We start from the raw sequence: 16,002 nt of genomic DNA, 5'->3' as shown, positions 1-16,002 counted from the left end.
TCGCTCTTGTCATCGGGGCAAACTCTGCCTATATCGGGATTCGAGAGGTTGGCGCGGGCAGGCGCCTCGCCAACCTGGTCAGATCCGGAAGGAAGCAGCCACAACGAGCCCCGCTTGGGTCGATGTCCAACCTCTCACCTTATCTCCTGCTAAGTCATTGATCATAAATAAACCCCTTGCAGACAAGGCATTATGCCCGTTTTGTTGTTACAACATTGGTTACAAACGGGGGTTGGTGATGACCGGAAAAATCAAAAATATGGTCAACCGGAAGGGTCGTTATTTTGCCCGACTGGTCGTTCCAAAGGATCTGCGCGGAATTGTTGGGAAAACGGAGTTGCGGACTCCTCTTGGTGGGGATTTTAGGGCGGCCGTCAGACTCCTGCCTGGGGCTGTTGCCCAACTTCAGAATCGGATCGCAGTAGCAGAGCGTCAGGCAAAGCCGCCGCGTGCCCAGGTGCGTTACCCCTTGGCGCCTGATCAGATAGCGCATAGCCATTACGCACAACGCTTGGCCTTTGATGATCAGCTTAGAAACGATCTGCGCTATGCCAGTGTTGGAATTGATGATGTTCTGGTAAGTCGGTTGCGAATGGCGATTGCAGGTCGAGCAGATGATGATGAACTGTCCGCGCTTGTGGGCGCTCAAATCGAACGTTTTCGGCGAACCGGAAATCTTGATGCTGAGGCAGGCAGCCAAGAGTGGCGTGTGATTGCACGTGCACTATGCAGTGCAGAGCTAGAGGCGCTGGCACGGGTCGCAGAGCGTGACGAAGGTGACTACAGTGGTCAGCCTACTGCACCTATCATCAAGGGCGCACAGCCGCCGGATGATCATTCTCAACCGGTGAGCGTGAAACAGCTTTGGAGCGACTATGTATTCAGGCGCCAAAAGCTTGGCTACATGCGTGATGGCGGTCGGAGGCAGGTGCTCGCCGTGGACAGCCTGGTTTCGTTTTTACGCCATGATGACGCCGCCAAAATTTCCAAGAAGAATATGACTGAATGGTTAGACCATACGCTTACTCAAAAGCATCCTACGACAATCAGCAAAGTCTATCTGCCGACGATCCGAAGTCTGTTCAAGTGGGCGGTAGAAAAGCAGCTGATAAAGGAGAATCCAGCTTCTGATATCCGCTTGCCTACCCTCAAGAAAACCCAAACGCGCGAGCGCGGTTATACAGACAGGGAAGCGCTTAAGGTTCTTATGGCAACTCAGAGTTACAGGCCGAAAACGTCGCCCAAGGGCAAACCGCTGGAAGCTCCGAAAACAACTGCAGCAAAAGTGTGGATACCTTGGCTTTGCGCTTTTTCTGGCGCACGAGTGGCTGAAATCGCTCAATTGCGGCGTGAAGATTTCCGAGAAGAAGATGGTGCGCATGTTGTTCGAATTACGCCAGATGCAGGGGTAATCCCCCCATTTTTAATTGGGTCCAGCCGTAGAATTCACGCAGCCGTTTTCAGTTTCATGGCGGGTGTCATGCCGCCGATGCCCATGTTGGGTCGCTCGTTGTTGTAAGTCCAGAGCCATTGTGTTGCCTGGTCCTGTGCCTCCTCGATGGTTTCGAAGATGTATTGCCCCAGCCATTCGCCACGAACGGTGCGGTTGTAGCGCTCGATATAGGCATTCTGTTGGGGCTTACCGGGCTGGATATATTCGAGCCGCACATTGCGTTTCTCAGCCCATTCCATGAGCTTCCCGCTGACGTATTCTGGGCCGTTGTCCACACGAATAGCTTGGGGCTTTCCGCGCCACTCAATGATCTGGTTCAGCGCACGCACGACACGTTCAGCAGGCAGCGAGAAGTCGACCTCAATAGCCAGTCCTTCGCGATTGAAGTCATCCAAGACGTTTAATGCCCTGATCGACCGGCCATCCGCCAGCTGATCCGCCATGAAGTCCATGGACCAAGTTTCATTTGGTCTTTCAGGCACAGCCAGTGGTTCCGGCTTGTCCCGCTTCAAGCGTTTCTTCGGCTTGATACGCAGGTTCAACGCCAGCTCACAGTAGACCCGGTAGACACGTTTATGGTTCCAGCCATAGCCCTGCACGTTGCGCAGATACAAAAAGCACAGGCCGAAGCCCCAGGTCCGCTTGTTAGCCGTCAAGCGTTCAAGCCAATCTGCGATCTCTTCGTTGTCATCGCTCAGCACAGGGCTGTATCTATAGCAGGTCTCGCTGATCTCGAACGCACGGCAGGCCAGAGCTATGCTGACCCCATATTGCGCAACTGCATTCATGGCCATCTCTCGCCGATGAGACGGCCTTAACGCTTTTTTCCAAGCGCTTCTTTCAGCAGGTCGTTTTGCATGCTCATCTCGGCATACATGCGCTTCAGACGACGGTTCTCTTCCGCCATATCCTTCATCTCGGAAATCAAGGACGCGTCCATGCCGCCAAACTTGGCCCGCCATTTGTAAAAACTCGCGCTGCTCATTCCGTGCTCGCGGCAAAGCTCAGAGACCGGCACACCGCCCTCCGCCTGCTTCAACACTGCCATGATTTGCGCGTCGCTAAATCGTCCATTCTTCATCATAAATCTCCTCAGATATCTTGCCGAGAAAATTCTACTTTGGAACACCACTATTTTTAGGGGGGATTACCGTTCGACGCGTCTGTTTCAGGCCCCCCGCCGATGTGTACCCAGGAGCAAAAGAAAGACAAAAGCCGCCCCAACCGATGTGGTGACGATCCCTACGGGCAATTCTTGCGGCGCCAGAAGCAAGCGCGACACGATATCGGAAGCGGTCAGCAGAACCGCGCCGATTATGGCGGCCATGGGCAACAGGCGCCCATGCATCGGCCCGGCAAGCCCACGGGCGATATGGGGCACCATAAGGCCGACAAAGCCGATAACGCCGGCGACGGAAACGAAGGCGGCGGTGGCCAGGGCGCAGATCAGAAACATGCGGGTGCGCAGCGCGCCAACCGGTACGCCAAGGCTGCTCGCGGTAGTGTCCCCCGTCAGGAGCGCGTCCAGCCAGCGGCTGCGCCAAACGGCATAGGTCGCGATGAGCGCCAATCCGGCAGCAACCAGAGGCAGGGTCTCCCAGCGGGCAAGGCCAAGCCCGCCAAGCATCCAGAAAATCACCGAATGGGCCGCGCGGGTATCGCCAGAAAAGATCAAATAATGGGTGATTGCTGCAAACAGAAACGAGACGGCCAGCCCGGCCAGGATAAGCTTCTCCGGAGCGCTGCTTTGCAGAGTTCGCACCAGCAGCAGCACGATACCGGAGGCCACAAGCCCACCGCTAAAGGCGGCGAGGGGCAGGGTCCAAAGCCCCAGAAAATCGCCGGTGACGGTGATGACCAGAACCGCGCCGGCGGCGGCACCAGAGGACAGACCGAACAAAAACGGATCCGCCAGATCGTTGCGGGTTGTGGTTTGAAGCACTACGCCGACCATACCTAATCCGGCACCGATCAGGGCGGCAAACAGCGCCCGCGGCAGGCGCAGGTCAAAAATGATCCGATGTATGGGCTCTGGCTCCAGGCTGCTGAACCCCAATCCCGAAGAGATGGCGGCAAAGACCTGCGCCACCGGCACATCGGTGGACCCATAGAGGACGGAGAGTAAAAGCAGGGCGACCAAAACGGCCGCCCCCAACATCAGCGAAAGGCCAAAACGGCCCATATCAGTTGAGACCCGGATGCATGGCCTTGGCCATTTTCTCGATGGCGGCAATATTTGCCGGTCCAGGGGTCAGCTCTTCGTAGCGCAGCCCTACCCAGCGTTGGTTTTTAACCGCATCCGTATGGGCCATAACCGGGTGCTCCTGCAGGAACTTAAAGGTGTCTTCGGCGCCATTGCCGTTTTGGTAGTCCAGCAGCACCAGAAATTCTGGATTGGCGGCCGCGACCGCTTCCCAAGAGGTGCGCCCCCAGCTGGTGTCCAGATCATGGGTGACGCTGGCGCCCCCTGCAGCCGCAATCATGGCGTCGGGGATGGCAAACCTGCCAGCAGTGAACGGCGCATCTGCCGGGCCGTCCAACAGGAAAACACGAGGTTTGGGCTGTTCTGCGGTTTTGGCTTCAATCTCGGCCAGCTGCTGCTGCCAGCCTGCCACCAGCTCTGCTGCCTTGTCCTCCACCTGCATGACTTTCCCAAGGCGCAGCACATCATTGAACAACAGCTCCATGCTGGCTTCTGGGCGATCCTTGTCCAGATGCACGCAGCTTTCGGTCAGGATCATGGTTTTGATCCCAAAAGGCGCCAGCGTGTCCGGGGTCACATCTCCGCCGGGTTTCATGCCGTAGTACCACCCGGCAAAAAACAGATCCGCAGAGGCCGAAACCAGATTTTCGACGCTTGGATATTTGGGGGCTAGTTCAGGGATGTCGCCGCGAGCCTTGTCGAATTCGGGGCTTGTTTTATACCATCCGCTGATGCCGGTGACGCCGACCATCTTGTCCTGCAGGCCAAGTGCAAACGCCATTTCGGACATGTTGATGTCATGCACAACCAGCCGTTCCGGCATGGTTTCAAAAACCAGCGGCGTGCCGCAATTGTCGACGCTGACGTCATATGCGGCGGCACTACTTGCAGCACTCAGCAGGAGAACAGCAGACCAGAGCGTTTTCATTGTGAATTTTCCTTCGGATTTTGAAAGTCTGTTTTGCGAATATCCAGAGCCGGGATCATCCGGCCCTCATGGGGAAAGCTCAGATAGCTGACCCCAAAGGTCGCCTGGACATTTTCAGGGGTGAGCACCTTGGCGGCGGGACCAAAGGCCACCAGTCGCGTTGATTTCATCAGGGCGGCATGGGTGGCAAACTCCGGGATCATCACCAGATCATGCACCACCATGACAACGGTGATACCCAGCGAGGCAACCAGGGACAGAATGCGGCCTTTGGCATCCGGGTCCAGGTGGTTGGTCGGCTCATCGAGAAACAATAGTTCGGGCTCCTGGGCGAGGGCGCGGGCGATATGGGCCCGTTGGCGCTCCCCTCCTGACAGCTGTGCCATGGGCTTGCGCGCCATCCGCGAAAGCCCTGTAAGATCCAGAATGGCCTCAACGGCTTTGGTGTTTTGATCTGTTGACCGGCGCGCCGCGATTGGCAATTGGCCAAGGGCCACATAATCCTGAAGGCGCAGCCGCCCATCCGGCGAGCTTTGCTGGCTGACAAGGGCAATGCGTCCCGCCCGGTCCTGGGCTTTCATCTGGCGCAGGCTGGCACCACCTATAAAAACTTCTCCGACCGCCAGCGGTTCACATCCTGAAAGCAGGTTCAGCAGGGTCGATTTGCCCGCCCCATTTGGCCCGGCGATGGCGAGGATTGATCCCTGCTGCAACTCAAAGGAAACCCCCGAGACCAGCGCATCCCCGTTCAGGGTAAAATACTCTAGGTCGCGCACGCAGAGAAAAGGTTGGGATAAAGGAGGGGAACCGGTCATGTCTTGACCTCCGGCCTGTAGGCGGGAAGCCGTGCCAGGGTTTTGTCGTACAACCGCTCTGGCCGCTCCGAAGCTGTGCTCCAGCCGGTGTCGCTTGCCAAAAATTGCCGGGCAAAACAGGCGATCGCCTCGATATCTGCCTGCGCATCGATCTCGCCAAACAGATACTGCGTCTTGCCCGGCCCCTGCAGTCCGACTGCGATGGGGCGTTCGCAGCCCGCCATGCAGTCGACAGCCCGCAACGCGAACCGGTTTGACACTCGTTCAGCCAATGCTGCCCGGAGTTCGCGCGCCGCTCCCGGCCCTTTGCAGGTGGCGCAAATCAATATGGAATGATCACTGGTGTTGGTCATGTCCCGCCTCGCTGGTAAACGCACGAAGAGAGCAGGTGCTGGTCCTGGGTCGCCAGTTATTCTGTGCCATCTAAGCCTCCTTCAGGACTCCCCGCCCTGGGTTGAGTGAACAAATGGATGGCAGGTCTCCTGACTTGCGGGTCGAGGCCTTGCCGCGCCTTCCCACCCCAGGGGGCAGTGGCGTGTTGCAGCAGTGCTCTCCGCTCACAGTTGCGGGGGCAGTCACGGATTTGGCGCCTATTGGCTACTCCACACCGTATTCCCTTTTCATTTTTCCGGAGTGACCCCGGTAAAAACCATCTAGGCCATGTATGAGTTCAATCTTGAGACTGTCAATCAAATTGAAAGGCCGCAGCTGAGCTCTGGCGACACTGGTGCGCTCTGCGCCAATACCACCTGGCTGTTGGGCTGCTGGGGCTATGCGCTTGGTCAGGGCTGCACCAGGGGGCAGGGGCGCCGAGATCAGAACAGGGCGATCCAGATGCCTGTAAACATGAGAATGCCGCCAGTATTGACCCATGCGTGCCAGATTGAATAGCGAAACGGCAGGCTCTTGCGGGCGTAGAACCCGATCCCGATTACAAAACTGGTGACGCCAGACAGGATGCACCACAGGCTGGTGTCCGGCACCATGGTCAGATCCGGCAGCGCACACAGTCCCAGCGCGCCCAGCCCAAGATAAGAGGCCGTCGACCAGCGGGACTTGACGTTTTTATTGGTAATCTTGTTCCAGATCGCCAGCGCGGTCAGCCCCCAGCACAGATACAAGAGTGCCCAGGTCCAGGCGGTGCCTGCCTGCACAAAAAAGGGCGTGAAAGTGCCGGTGATGCTGGGATAGATCGCTGCATGGTCGATGCGGCGCAGTAAAACACGGCGGTGATGCCAGGGGCCAAAGTGGTACAGGCTTGACGCGATATTGGAGGCCAGCAGCGAGAGGACATAGACGCCAAGGGCGGCGATCAGTGAAACATCGAGACCGGCGCTGGCCTTGTTAATCAGGGCTGCAGCGGCGGTCAGAATCAGGGTCAGACCAATCGCATGCACCACGATATCGGCGCGGCGATGGGCGGGATTGGCGCTGGGGTAGGTTGTGGCTTGTGGTGTAGCTGTCATGGTGGACTCGCGCAGGGTGTGCCCCAGCGATAAGAAGGATGCGGTGGAGAGTCTAGGGGCGGGACCCAGTGGTCCCTGGGTTCCTATACGTCAGCGCCTGCGCGCCGCTGTACGATCCGCCAGAGTAGCGCAGTCTGGCAAGTGCAGAGAGGCGGGGCCGCTTAAAAGCGGCCATTGTCGGCAGGGTAGACGCCGAGAATTTCCACATTGGTGGTGAAATAAGACAGTTCGTCCATTGCCAGTTGCACGTTTGCATCATCTGGATGGCCGTCGATATCCGCGTAGAACTGCGTCGCGGTGAAGGAGCCATCGACCATATAGCTTTCCAGTTTGGTCATGTTGATGCCATTGGTGGCAAAGCCGCCCATGGCCTTGTAGAGCGCCGCAGGAATGTTGCGGACCTGAAAGACAAAACTGGTGATCATCCCATGGGCGCCGCGACGGGTGGTGTCGGGCTCACGCGACATGATCAGGAAACGGGTGGTATTGTCACCGCGATCTTCGATCTTTTTCTCCAGCACGTCCAACCCGTAGATCTCGCCCGCCAACTCGCTGGCCAGGGCGGCGGTGTGGATATCGCCGGCCGCTGCCACATCGCGGGCGGCGCGGGCATTGTCCGGGCTGACCCGCCCCATGATATTGTTTTTGCGCAAAAATTCCCCGCATTGTGGCAGCAGGACCAGATGCGATTTCGCCTCGCGGATGTCTTCCAGTTTGGCGCCGGGCACGGCCAAGAGATTGATGTGCACCCGCACAAAGGCCTCATCGATGATATGCAGACCGCTGTGGGGCAACAGCCGGTGGCTATCGGCAACCCGCCCGTAGGTGGAATTCTCGACCGGCAGCATCGCCTGGTCCGCCGCGCCTGAGCGCACCGCCTCGATGACGTCTTCGAATGTGCTGCAGGGAAGCACCTCCATATCGTGCCGGGCGTTGCGGCACGCCTCGTGACTATAAGAGCCGAGCTCCCCCTGAATGGCAATTTTTCCGGTCATCAGTGCGACTTTCCTGCAAAACTTCAGCAAACGGGCATTTCGTCGCGTTGTCTATACCTTGCCACTGACGAGTGGAAGCCTTAGACAACGACCCAGACAGCTAAAACGGACACGCGATTCATGTTTGACACGATGACCCTAACCAAAGCGACTGCAGGCGTTTGCGGATCGTTCCTGGTGCTTCTTCTGGGCCACTGGGCCGCGGATGTACTCTATGCGTCAGACGCGCATGGTGAGCAATCTTATGTAATTGAAGTGGCGGATGCGAGCGCCGCCGATGAAGATGTTGTTGAGGTCAGCTTTGAAGAGCTGATGGCCTCAGCGGACGCTGGCAAAGGCGCCAAGGTCTTCAAAAAATGTTCTGCATGCCACAAACTCGAAGAGGGTGTGAACGGCACCGGTCCTTCGCTTTATGGTGTTGTTGGCCGCGCCCAGGCTGGCATGGATGGCTTTGGCTACTCCGGCGCCCTGACCGCACTGGGCGGGACCTGGACAGCAGAAGAGCTGAGCGCCTTCCTTGCAAAGCCTTCGGCCTATGCTTCCGGCACCTCAATGTCGTTCTCTGGTCTGAAGAAAGAAAAAGACCGGGTAAACCTCATTGCCTATCTGGACAGTCTCGACGACTGATCCGGGCCTGGTTTCCTGAACCAGCACACAGATTTCAAAGGGCCGTGGCGGATGCTGCGGCCTTTTGCTTATGCAGCGGGCGCGGAATGCCCTGTTCTCATGGCAGGATCACGCGCTTGCGATCTGATGAGTGCCGGGATCAGGTAATCTCAGCTTGAATGTTACCGCCTGCGGGTTTTAGCTTGAGAGACAGGAAAACACCGGACCAGTTCAAGGCCGGGCAATGGAGGTTGTGACGGATGACATCCCGGATAGCAGGTAATCAGGTGACACGACGCGGCGGCGCCCAAAGCTTTGCACAGGCGCAGGTGCGGGCGCAGGTACAGGTGGCGCCATCAGCCTCTGCAAAATCTGGCCCTGCAAACGCAGTTTACCTGTTGCTTCTGGGGTTGGCACTGGCCTTGTGTCTTGCCCTGCCACAACGGGGCACCGCGCAGGAGGTGATCACAAGCCATGGCTTTGCCGAGTTTGGCGCGTTGAAATACCCCGAAGGCTTTGCCCATTTTGACTATGTGAACCCAGAGGCGCCAAAGGGTGGCGAGCTGTCGATTTCGGCGCTGGGCACCTTTGACAGCATGAACCCCTTTACCCGCAAGGGACGTGCCGGCGCCTTGGCCTCATCACATTTTGAAAGCCTGATGGTGGAATCCTATGATGAACCGGGATCCTATTATGGCTTGATTGCCGAAAGCCTAGAGTATCCCGAAAGCCAGGATTGGGTGATTTTTAACCTGCGCCCCGAGGCGCGGTTCTCGGATGGCACTGCGGTGACGGCGGAAGATGTGGTGTTTTCCCATAACCTTTTGCTGGATCAGGGCCTGCAATCCTACGCCGAAGCGGTGCGCAAACGCATCCCCAAAGCCGAAGCGCTGGCCCCGCATCAGGTGAAATTCTATTTCTCTCCGGATTTTCCCCGCCGGGCCATGATCACCCAGGTCGGGGGCACTCCGGTTTTCTCGAAGGCCTGGTTTGAGGCCGATCCCGAAAACCGTCGCCTGGATGAACCCCGCCTAGATCCGGGCATTGGCTCTGGCCCCTATATTCTGGACAAGGCCGAGATCAACCAGCGCATCACCTACCGCAGAAACCCCGACTATTGGGGCAAGGATTTGAACGTCAACATCGGTCGCCATAACTATGATGCCATCCGGGTTGAGTATTTTGGCGATGCCATTGCCGCCATGGAAGGGTTCAAGGCCGGCGTCTATACGGTGCGGCCTGAAAATAACTCAAAAAGCTGGGCGACCTCCTATGATTTTGACGCGGTTGCGCGTGGCGATGTGATCAAGAACGAGATCCCGGACGGCAATGTGCCCGTGGCCAATGGCTTTGTGATGAACCTGCTGCGGCCCAAGTTCCAGGACATTCGGGTGCGCGAGGCCCTGCAGCTGGCCTTCAACTTTGAATGGACCAACGAGAGCCTGCAATACGGGCTGTTCCGCCATCGCAGCTCTTTCTGGCAGGATAGCGATCTGGAGGCCAAGGGCGTGCCGACGGGGCGCGAACTGGAGGTGCTGACCGCGCTGGACGACCAGATTGATCCGGCGATCCTGACCTCTGTGCCGGTGATGGCCCATGCCTCGAAACCCAAACGTCCCAATGATCGTCGCAACCTGCGCCGCGCCATGAAGCTGCTGGATGAGGCCGGCTGGGAAGTGAACAGCGAGGGCATGCGCCAGAACGCGGCGGGCGAGGTTCTGAAGATCGAATTCCTGCTTGATAGCCCGACTTTGGAACGTATCGTCGGCCCCTATGTGTCAAACCTGCAGGCAATGGGCATCGACGCGGTGCTCAATCGGGTGGATTACGCGCAATACACCAGCCGCCGCCGGGAAAAGGATTTTGACATGGTCTCCTTTGCCTATCCAATGTCACTGGAGCCGTCGACCGGCCTGTATCAGTTCTTTGGGGCCGAGGCGCATAAGTTCTCCGTCTTTAATCCGGCGGGTTTGGCGGATCCGGCAGTGGACGCATTGATTGACAATGTTGTTGACGCCAAAACTCAGGAAGAGCTCTACTCCAATGCCCGTGCGCTGGACCGGGTGCTGCGGGCAAAACGGTTCATGGTGCCAACCTGGTATTTGGACGTCAGCTGGATCGCCCATTGGAAACAATATGCCTACCCTGCAAACCTGCCTCCCTATGACACCGGGTTGCTGGACCTGTGGTGGGTGGATGCCGCGCGCGAGGCTGAATTGAAAGCCTCGGGCGCCTTGCGGTAAGGGCGCGACATGGCAGCCTATATCCTTAGACGTTTACTGCTGGTGATCCCAACCCTGTTTGGCATCATGGTGGTGAACTTTACCCTGGTGCAATTTGTCCCCGGCGGTCCGGTGGAACAGGTGATCGCGCAGCTGCAGGGCGGCGGTGATGTGTTTGAGGGCTTTGCCGGTGGCGGCGGGGACTCTGGTGGATCATCGGTGATCGAAGCCAATGACAGCTACGCAGGCCGTCAGGGCCTGCCGCCGGAACTCATCGAGGAGCTGAAAGAGCAGTTTGGCCTGGACAAGCCACCGCTGGAGCGGTTTGGCCTGATGCTGGTCAACTACATGCGGTTTGACTTTGGTGAGAGCTATTTTCGTAAGATCGACGTGACCGAGCTGGTGTTGGAAAAGATGCCGGTGTCGATTTCTCTGGGACTGTGGTCGACACTGATTGCCTATTTGATTTCGATCCCCCTAGGGATTCGCAAGGCGCTGCGCGATGGCTCGCGTTTTGATACCTGGACCAGTGGCATCATCATCGCCGCCTATGCCATCCCTGGATTTTTGTTTGCGATCATGCTGCTGGTTCTGTTCGCGGGTGGCTCCTACTGGCAGATCTTTCCCCTGCGCGGCCTGACCTCTGACAACTGGGAAAGCCTCAGCCTGTTTGGCAAGATCTACGATTACGCCTGGCACATCGCGCTGCCGGTGATTGCCTCAACCATTGCCTCCTTTGCCACCTTGACGCTTTTGACCAAGAACTCCTTTTTGGATGAGATCAAAAAACAATATGTCATCACCGCACGGGCCAAGGGGCTGTCTGAGAACCGGGTGCTCTATGGCCATGTGTTCCGCAATGCCATGTTGATTGTGATTGCCGGTTTCCCGGCGGTGTTCATCAGCATATTCTTTTCCGGCAGCCTGATCATTGAGACAATTTTCTCGCTGGATGGTCTGGGCCGCCTGGGGTTTGAGGCCGCGGTGGCGAGGGATTACCCGGTGATGTTTGGCACCATGTATATCTTTGGTCTGATGTCCCTGGTGGTCGGGATCATCTCCGATCTGATGTATGTGCTGGTTGATCCCCGCATTGACTTTGAAAAGCGGGAGGGCTGAACCATGGCATTATCCCCGCTTAACCAACGTCGTTGGAACACCTTCCGCCGCAACAAACGCGCCTATTGGTCCCTGTGGATTTTTGCGGTGCTTTTTGGCCTGTCGCTCTTTGCTGAGTTCCTGGCCAATGACAAACCCATCATGGTGAGCTATCGCGGCGAGCTTTATACGCCAATCTTCAAGTTCTATCCCGAAACCAGTTTTGGCGGTGATTTCAAAACTGAGGCAAGCTATCGCGATTCTGAGGTGGAATGCCTGATCCAATCCGGCGGGGTTGAGGACTGCTTTGACGAGCCGGAGGCGGTCATCGAAGAGATCGCGGCCGGCAGCTACGCGGCTGAAGGGTTCTACAAGGGCTGGACGATTTGGCCGCTTATTCCCTATTCCTACAAAACCAATGTGGACCGCCCAGGGGCTGCGCCACTGCCACCCAATGGGCAGAACCTCCTGGGCACAGATGACGCCAAACGTGATGTGCTGGCGCGGGTCATTCATGGCTTTCGGTTGTCGATTGTCTTTACCCTGATGGTGACCGGCGCGGCCACGGTGATTGGTATTCTTGCCGGTGCGGTGCAGGGCTATTTTGGCGGCTGGCTGGACCTGGTGTTTCAGCGGGTGATCGAGGTCTGGGGCTCGGTGAATTCGCTCTATGTCATCATCATCATGTTTGCCATCTTAGGCCGCAGTTTCTGGCTCTTGGTGGGGCTGATGATCCTGTTCAGCTGGACCTCGCTGGTGGGCGTGGTGCGGGCGGAATTCCTGCGGGCGCGCAATCTGGAATATGTCCGCGCGGCCAAGGCCCTGGGAGTGGGCAATATGACCATCATGCTGCGCCACATGCTGCCCAATGCCATGGTGGCGACCCTGACCATGCTGCCTTTTATCATCACCGGCACCATTGGCGGCTTGGCGAGCTTGGATTTTCTCGGCTTTGGCCTGCCGTCCTCAGCGCCCTCATTGGGGGAGCTGACATTGCAGGCAAAACAAAACCTTGAGGCGCCCTGGCTGGCCTTCACCGCCTTTGTTACCTTTGCTCTGATGCTGTCGCTGCTGATTTTTATCTTTGAAGGTATCCGCGACGCCTTTGATCCAAGAAAGACCTTTTCATGAGTGCCGTACTAGAGGTCCGCGATCTGCGTGTGTCGTTCCGTCAGGATGGCAAGATCACCGAAGCCGTTAAAGGCGTCTCGTTTTCGGTTGCACGTGGTGAGACCGTGGCCTTGGTGGGCGAGTCCGGTTCTGGCAAATCCGTCTCGGCACTGTCCACCGTGTCGCTGCTGGGCGACAGCGCCATCGTGGAGGGCTCGGTCACCTATGATGGGGTTGAAATGGTCGGCGCTTCGGAAAAGCACCTGATGCAGGTGCGTGGCAATGACATAAGCTTTATCTTTCAGGAGCCAATGACCTCGCTCAACCCGCTGCACACCATCGAAAAGCAGCTGGCGGAATCGCTGGCGCTGCATCAGGGATTGCAGGGCCAGGCGGCGCGGGGGCGCATTTTGGAACTGATGCAGAAGGTTGGCATTCGCGATGCCGAAAGCCGCCTGAGCGCCTACCCCCATGAGCTGTCTGGTGGTCAGCGCCAGCGGGTGATGATCGCCATGGCCCTGGCCAATAAGCCAGAGGTGCTGATTGCGGATGAACCCACAACGGCGCTGGATGTGACCATCCAGGCGCAGATTCTCGAGCTGCTGGCAGAGCTGAAGAAATCTGAGGGTATGGGGCTGTTGTTCATCACCCATGATCTGAACGTGGTGCGCCGCATCGCTGATCGGGTCTGCGTGATGAAAGGCGGCGAGATTGTCGAGGAAGGTCCGGCAGCGGCGGTTTTTGATAATCCGCAACATGCCTATACGCAAAAACTGCTGGCGGCAGAGCCTTCTGGCATCCCGGAGCCAGTGGCGGCTGACGCGCCGGAGATGATCCGAACCCGGGATTTGAAAGTCTGGTTTCCGATCCAGAAGGGGCTGTTGAAACGCACCGTCGGCCATGTGAAGGCGGTCAATCCGACCTCGATTTCCGTGCGGGCAGGCGAAACTCTGGGCATTGTCGGCGAAAGCGGCTCTGGCAAGACCACCATGGCGCTGGCGATCATGCGGTTGATTGCATCTGAGGGCGAAGTGCGGTTTTGCGGCGACGATCTGCGGCAGTGGTCCACGGGGGAGCTGCGCAGCCTGCGCAAGGATATGCAGATCGTGTTTCAGGATCCCTTTGGCTCGCTCAGCCCGCGGATGACCTGCGCCCAGATCATTGCCGAAGGGCTGGCCATTCACCGGGTCGACCAGCACCGCGCTCCGCGCGAACTGGTGGCGGAGGTGATGGTCGAGGTCGGTCTGGACCCGGCGACGATGGATCGCTACCCGCATGAGTTCTCCGGTGGCCAGCGTCAGCGCATCGCCATTGCCCGGGCCATGGTGCTGCGGCCCAAACTGGTGGTGCTGGATGAGCCGACCTCGGCGCTGGATATGACGGTGCAGGTGCAGATCGTCGAGCTGCTGCGGGATCTGCAAAAGCGCTATGGGCTGGCCTATCTGTTCATCAGCCATGACCTGAATGTGGTGCGGGCGATGTCGCATCAGGTGGTGGTGATGAAACAGGGCGATATCGTGGAGGCCGGCGCCGCCGAGGCGCTGTTTGAACACCCAAAAGAGGCCTACACCCGCGAGCTGCTGGCCGCCGCCCGATAGGCCACAAAGGGGGGGGCTCCCGCCCGCTTAGCCTTTGCCAAAGGCAAAGGCACACCCTTGGGGGTGGCGCCGCTGTCGCGGCGCTGCAGCTCTATCTGGACAGGGGAGGATCTCAGGCCGAGGAGGCCCGCGTGTCTGGCGCTGTGATCGGGAGGCTGTCGGCGCCTGCGGCCTCATAGGTGTCGAAATGGCGTGCAACAATCCGGGTTATGGCACGGGCGCTTTCTGTCACTACAGCGCCATTTGAGGTTTGCACCAGAATACCGGGAAAGGCAGCACAGGCCTGGCCGACCAGGGCGTCAAACCGTGCTTTCTGATCCGGGAAACGTTGCAGGATTTGGTCGCTGGGAATCGAAAACCCGCAGAGTAGCGCCTTGATGATATGCTCGCGCAGCTGATCTTCGCCCTCAAAGGCATGGCCGCGCGCGGCGGCAAAACTCCCGCCTTTGCTCCCGCCCTGGACAGTGGCCATGTATCGCGCGGTACTGGGGGCGTTTTGCGTATACCCTTGGGGGAAGCGCGAAATGGCCGAGGCGCCGAGGCCGATCAGAACCTCTGCCGGATCGTCGCTATAGCCTTGGAACCCCCGTTTGAGGCTCTGAGTCTCGCGGGCAGCACACAGGCTGTCGCCGGGCCGGGCAAAACTGTCGAGACCGATCTGCTGGTAGCCCTGTTGCAGGCAGATGGCCCTGGCGGCGCTGAACAGCTCCAGACGGTCCTCTGGTTTGGGCAGGGTTTCCGACGGGATCATCGTCTGGCGGCGGACCATCGCGGGGAGATGTTTGTAGCCATAAAGCGCCACCCGGTCCGGTGTGAGCGACAGCAATTGGCGGGTGCTGTGACGGATCTGGGCAAGCGTCTGGTGCGGCAGGCCAAAAAGCAGATCGGTGCTCAGATCCTGCACGCCGCCCTGGCGCAGCATGGCAACCACCTGAGCCACCCTGTCAAAGGTCAAGCTGCGGCCAATGGCCTGCTGGGTGGTGTCGTCGAACCCCTGCACTCCAATCGAGGCGCGCGTGAGACCAGCGTCAATCAAGGCCTGGCAACGGACTTGGTCGAACTCATTTGGATCGATCTCAACCGAGAACTCTGCGTCCGCAGCGAGCGGTGCCATATCCAGCAGTGCAGCAGCGAGATCGCGAATCATGTCTGGGGGTAAAATGGTCGGCGTGCCGCCGCCCCAATGGATCCGCGCCAGGGAGACATCCTTGGGCAAATGGGATTTGAGTAGCGAGATTTCCTGTTTCAGCGCCGCAACATAGGCAACGATGGGGGCATCAGATCTGGTCCCCTGGGTGCGGCACATGCAAAACCAGCAGAGGCTGCGGCAAAAGGGGACGTGCACATAAAGGGAGATCTGGCTTCCTGCTGGAATTTGCGCCAACCAGGATTGGAAATGCGCCGCCCCAATGTGCGGCGCAAAATGCGGCACCGTCGGGTAACTGGTATAGCGCGGCACTTTGGCATCGAATAAACCGAGCTTCGCCAATTGTGATTTCTGACACATA

Annotated in this window: 14 protein-coding genes, 1 other RNA gene and 1 riboswitch; of the genes, 7 read left to right on the top strand and 8 right to left on the bottom strand. The window is 58.2% G+C overall.

What is annotated here, in order from left to right; all coding sequences use genetic code 11:
• The first annotated feature begins 41 nt into the window (after window positions 1–41).
• Window positions 42–140, top strand: an RNA gene (gene ffs / locus JZI28_RS16555) — signal recognition particle sRNA small type.
• Window positions 141–238: 98 nt separating this feature from the next.
• The gene (locus JZI28_RS16550) at window positions 239–1,519 is read left to right on the top strand and encodes a DUF6538 domain-containing protein (RefSeq protein WP_375698317.1); all 1,281 of its coding nucleotides are present in this window, start codon (window positions 239–241) and stop codon (window positions 1,517–1,519) included.
• Here the strand turns inward: JZI28_RS16550 and JZI28_RS16545 are convergent.
• The 7 genes from JZI28_RS16545 to JZI28_RS16515 all read right to left on the bottom strand — a co-directional run bounded on the left by JZI28_RS16545 (window position 1,447) and on the right by JZI28_RS16515 (window position 7,860).
• A protein-coding gene (locus JZI28_RS16545) for an IS3 family transposase (protein ID WP_375697739.1) occupies window positions 1,447–2,534 on the bottom strand; the annotation gives its coding sequence in 2 pieces (ribosomal slippage) (window positions 1,447–2,273 and window positions 2,273–2,534; 1,089 coding nt in all). The two genes, JZI28_RS16550 and JZI28_RS16545, sit on opposite strands and share 73 nt — an antisense overlap.
• A gap of 87 nt (window positions 2,535–2,621) precedes the next feature.
• Complete coding sequence (locus JZI28_RS16540; RefSeq protein ID WP_375698316.1) at window positions 2,622–3,635, bottom strand: FecCD family ABC transporter permease; 1,014 nt, start codon at window positions 3,633–3,635, stop codon at window positions 2,622–2,624.
• A gap of 1 nt (window position 3,636) precedes the next feature.
• On the bottom strand, window positions 3,637–4,584 hold the full coding sequence (locus JZI28_RS16535; protein ID WP_375698315.1) for an ABC transporter substrate-binding protein: 948 nt from the start codon (window positions 4,582–4,584) through the stop codon (window positions 3,637–3,639).
• Window positions 4,581–5,399: an ABC transporter ATP-binding protein gene (locus tag JZI28_RS16530; protein WP_375698314.1), complete on the bottom strand. Its 819-nt coding sequence runs from the start codon at window positions 5,397–5,399 to the stop codon at window positions 4,581–4,583. The genes JZI28_RS16535 and JZI28_RS16530 overlap by 4 nt, the downstream gene beginning before the upstream one ends.
• Complete coding sequence (locus tag JZI28_RS16525; RefSeq protein WP_297339680.1) at window positions 5,396–5,752, bottom strand: DUF1636 domain-containing protein; 357 nt, start codon at window positions 5,750–5,752, stop codon at window positions 5,396–5,398. The genes JZI28_RS16530 and JZI28_RS16525 overlap by 4 nt, the downstream gene beginning before the upstream one ends.
• Before the next feature lie 101 nt (window positions 5,753–5,853).
• A riboswitch (cobalamin riboswitch) is annotated at window positions 5,854–6,068 on the bottom strand.
• Between the two features lie 146 nt (window positions 6,069–6,214).
• Window positions 6,215–6,865: a hemolysin III family protein gene (locus JZI28_RS16520; RefSeq protein ID WP_375698313.1), complete on the bottom strand. Its 651-nt coding sequence runs from the start codon at window positions 6,863–6,865 to the stop codon at window positions 6,215–6,217.
• A gap of 161 nt (window positions 6,866–7,026) precedes the next feature.
• Window positions 7,027–7,860 (bottom strand): prephenate dehydratase, encoded by an 834-nt coding sequence (locus tag JZI28_RS16515; RefSeq protein ID WP_295452767.1) that lies wholly within the window; start codon window positions 7,858–7,860, stop codon window positions 7,027–7,029.
• 120 nt (window positions 7,861–7,980) lie between these two features.
• Here JZI28_RS16515 and JZI28_RS16510 point away from each other — a divergent pair, with 120 nt between their 5' ends.
• From JZI28_RS16510 to JZI28_RS16490, 5 genes are all read left to right on the top strand, one after another.
• On the top strand, window positions 7,981–8,487 hold the full coding sequence (locus JZI28_RS16510; RefSeq protein ID WP_295452764.1) for a cytochrome c family protein: 507 nt from the start codon (window positions 7,981–7,983) through the stop codon (window positions 8,485–8,487).
• A 239-nt stretch (window positions 8,488–8,726) separates the two neighbouring features.
• Complete coding sequence (locus JZI28_RS16505; RefSeq protein WP_375698312.1) at window positions 8,727–10,709, top strand: extracellular solute-binding protein; 1,983 nt, start codon at window positions 8,727–8,729, stop codon at window positions 10,707–10,709.
• Window positions 10,710–10,718: 9 nt separating this feature from the next.
• Window positions 10,719–11,807 (top strand): microcin C ABC transporter permease YejB, encoded by a 1,089-nt coding sequence (locus JZI28_RS16500; protein WP_027241634.1) that lies wholly within the window; start codon window positions 10,719–10,721, stop codon window positions 11,805–11,807.
• 3 nt (window positions 11,808–11,810) lie between these two features.
• Entirely contained in the window at window positions 11,811–12,917 is a 1,107-nt protein-coding gene (locus JZI28_RS16495; protein ID WP_375698311.1) for an ABC transporter permease, read from the top strand.
• Window positions 12,914–14,494 carry an ABC transporter ATP-binding protein gene (locus JZI28_RS16490; RefSeq protein ID WP_348154644.1) on the top strand — a complete coding sequence of 527 codons (1,581 nt, stop codon included), beginning with the start codon at window positions 12,914–12,916 and terminating at the stop codon, window positions 14,492–14,494. Before JZI28_RS16495 ends, JZI28_RS16490 begins: the two co-directional genes overlap by 4 nt.
• A gap of 112 nt (window positions 14,495–14,606) precedes the next feature.
• On the opposite strand, the gene hemN is transcribed toward JZI28_RS16490, so the two are convergent.
• Window positions 14,607–16,001, bottom strand: a complete 1,395-nt coding sequence (hemN, locus tag JZI28_RS16485; RefSeq protein WP_375698310.1) for an oxygen-independent coproporphyrinogen III oxidase — start codon at window positions 15,999–16,001, stop codon at window positions 14,607–14,609.
• Between the last annotated feature and the right edge of the window lies 1 nt (window position 16,002).

Origin of the sequence: Pseudophaeobacter sp. TrK17 (genome assembly GCF_042192375.1) — a bacterium.
Classification (GTDB): Bacteria; Pseudomonadota; Alphaproteobacteria; order Rhodobacterales; family Rhodobacteraceae; genus Pseudophaeobacter.
This window is presented reverse-complemented; position numbering and strand designations above follow the sequence as displayed.

What these genes read in the sequence shown, in the direction of transcription:
- JZI28_RS16550 (WP_375698317.1), top strand. Translation starts at nt 239, where the DNA reads ATGACCGGAAAAATCAAAAATATGGTCAACCGGAAGGGTCGTTATTTT.
- JZI28_RS16540 (WP_375698316.1), bottom strand. Translation starts at nt 3,635, where the DNA reads ATGGGCCGTTTTGGCCTTTCGCTGATGTTGGGGGCGGCCGTTTTGGTC.
- JZI28_RS16535 (WP_375698315.1), bottom strand. Translation starts at nt 4,584, where the DNA reads ATGAAAACGCTCTGGTCTGCTGTTCTCCTGCTGAGTGCTGCAAGTAGT.
- JZI28_RS16530 (WP_375698314.1), bottom strand. Translation starts at nt 5,399, where the DNA reads ATGACCGGTTCCCCTCCTTTATCCCAACCTTTTCTCTGCGTGCGCGAC.
- JZI28_RS16525 (WP_297339680.1), bottom strand. Translation starts at nt 5,752, where the DNA reads ATGACCAACACCAGTGATCATTCCATATTGATTTGCGCCACCTGCAAA.
- JZI28_RS16520 (WP_375698313.1), bottom strand. Translation starts at nt 6,865, where the DNA reads ATGACAGCTACACCACAAGCCACAACCTACCCCAGCGCCAATCCCGCC.
- JZI28_RS16515 (WP_295452767.1), bottom strand. Translation starts at nt 7,860, where the DNA reads ATGACCGGAAAAATTGCCATTCAGGGGGAGCTCGGCTCTTATAGTCAC.
- JZI28_RS16510 (WP_295452764.1), top strand. Translation starts at nt 7,981, where the DNA reads ATGTTTGACACGATGACCCTAACCAAAGCGACTGCAGGCGTTTGCGGA.
- JZI28_RS16505 (WP_375698312.1), top strand. Translation starts at nt 8,727, where the DNA reads ATGACATCCCGGATAGCAGGTAATCAGGTGACACGACGCGGCGGCGCC.
- JZI28_RS16500 (WP_027241634.1), top strand. Translation starts at nt 10,719, where the DNA reads ATGGCAGCCTATATCCTTAGACGTTTACTGCTGGTGATCCCAACCCTG.
- JZI28_RS16495 (WP_375698311.1), top strand. Translation starts at nt 11,811, where the DNA reads ATGGCATTATCCCCGCTTAACCAACGTCGTTGGAACACCTTCCGCCGC.
- JZI28_RS16490 (WP_348154644.1), top strand. Translation starts at nt 12,914, where the DNA reads ATGAGTGCCGTACTAGAGGTCCGCGATCTGCGTGTGTCGTTCCGTCAG.
- hemN (WP_375698310.1), bottom strand. Translation starts at nt 16,001, where the DNA reads ATGTGTCAGAAATCACAATTGGCGAAGCTCGGTTTATTCGATGCCAAA.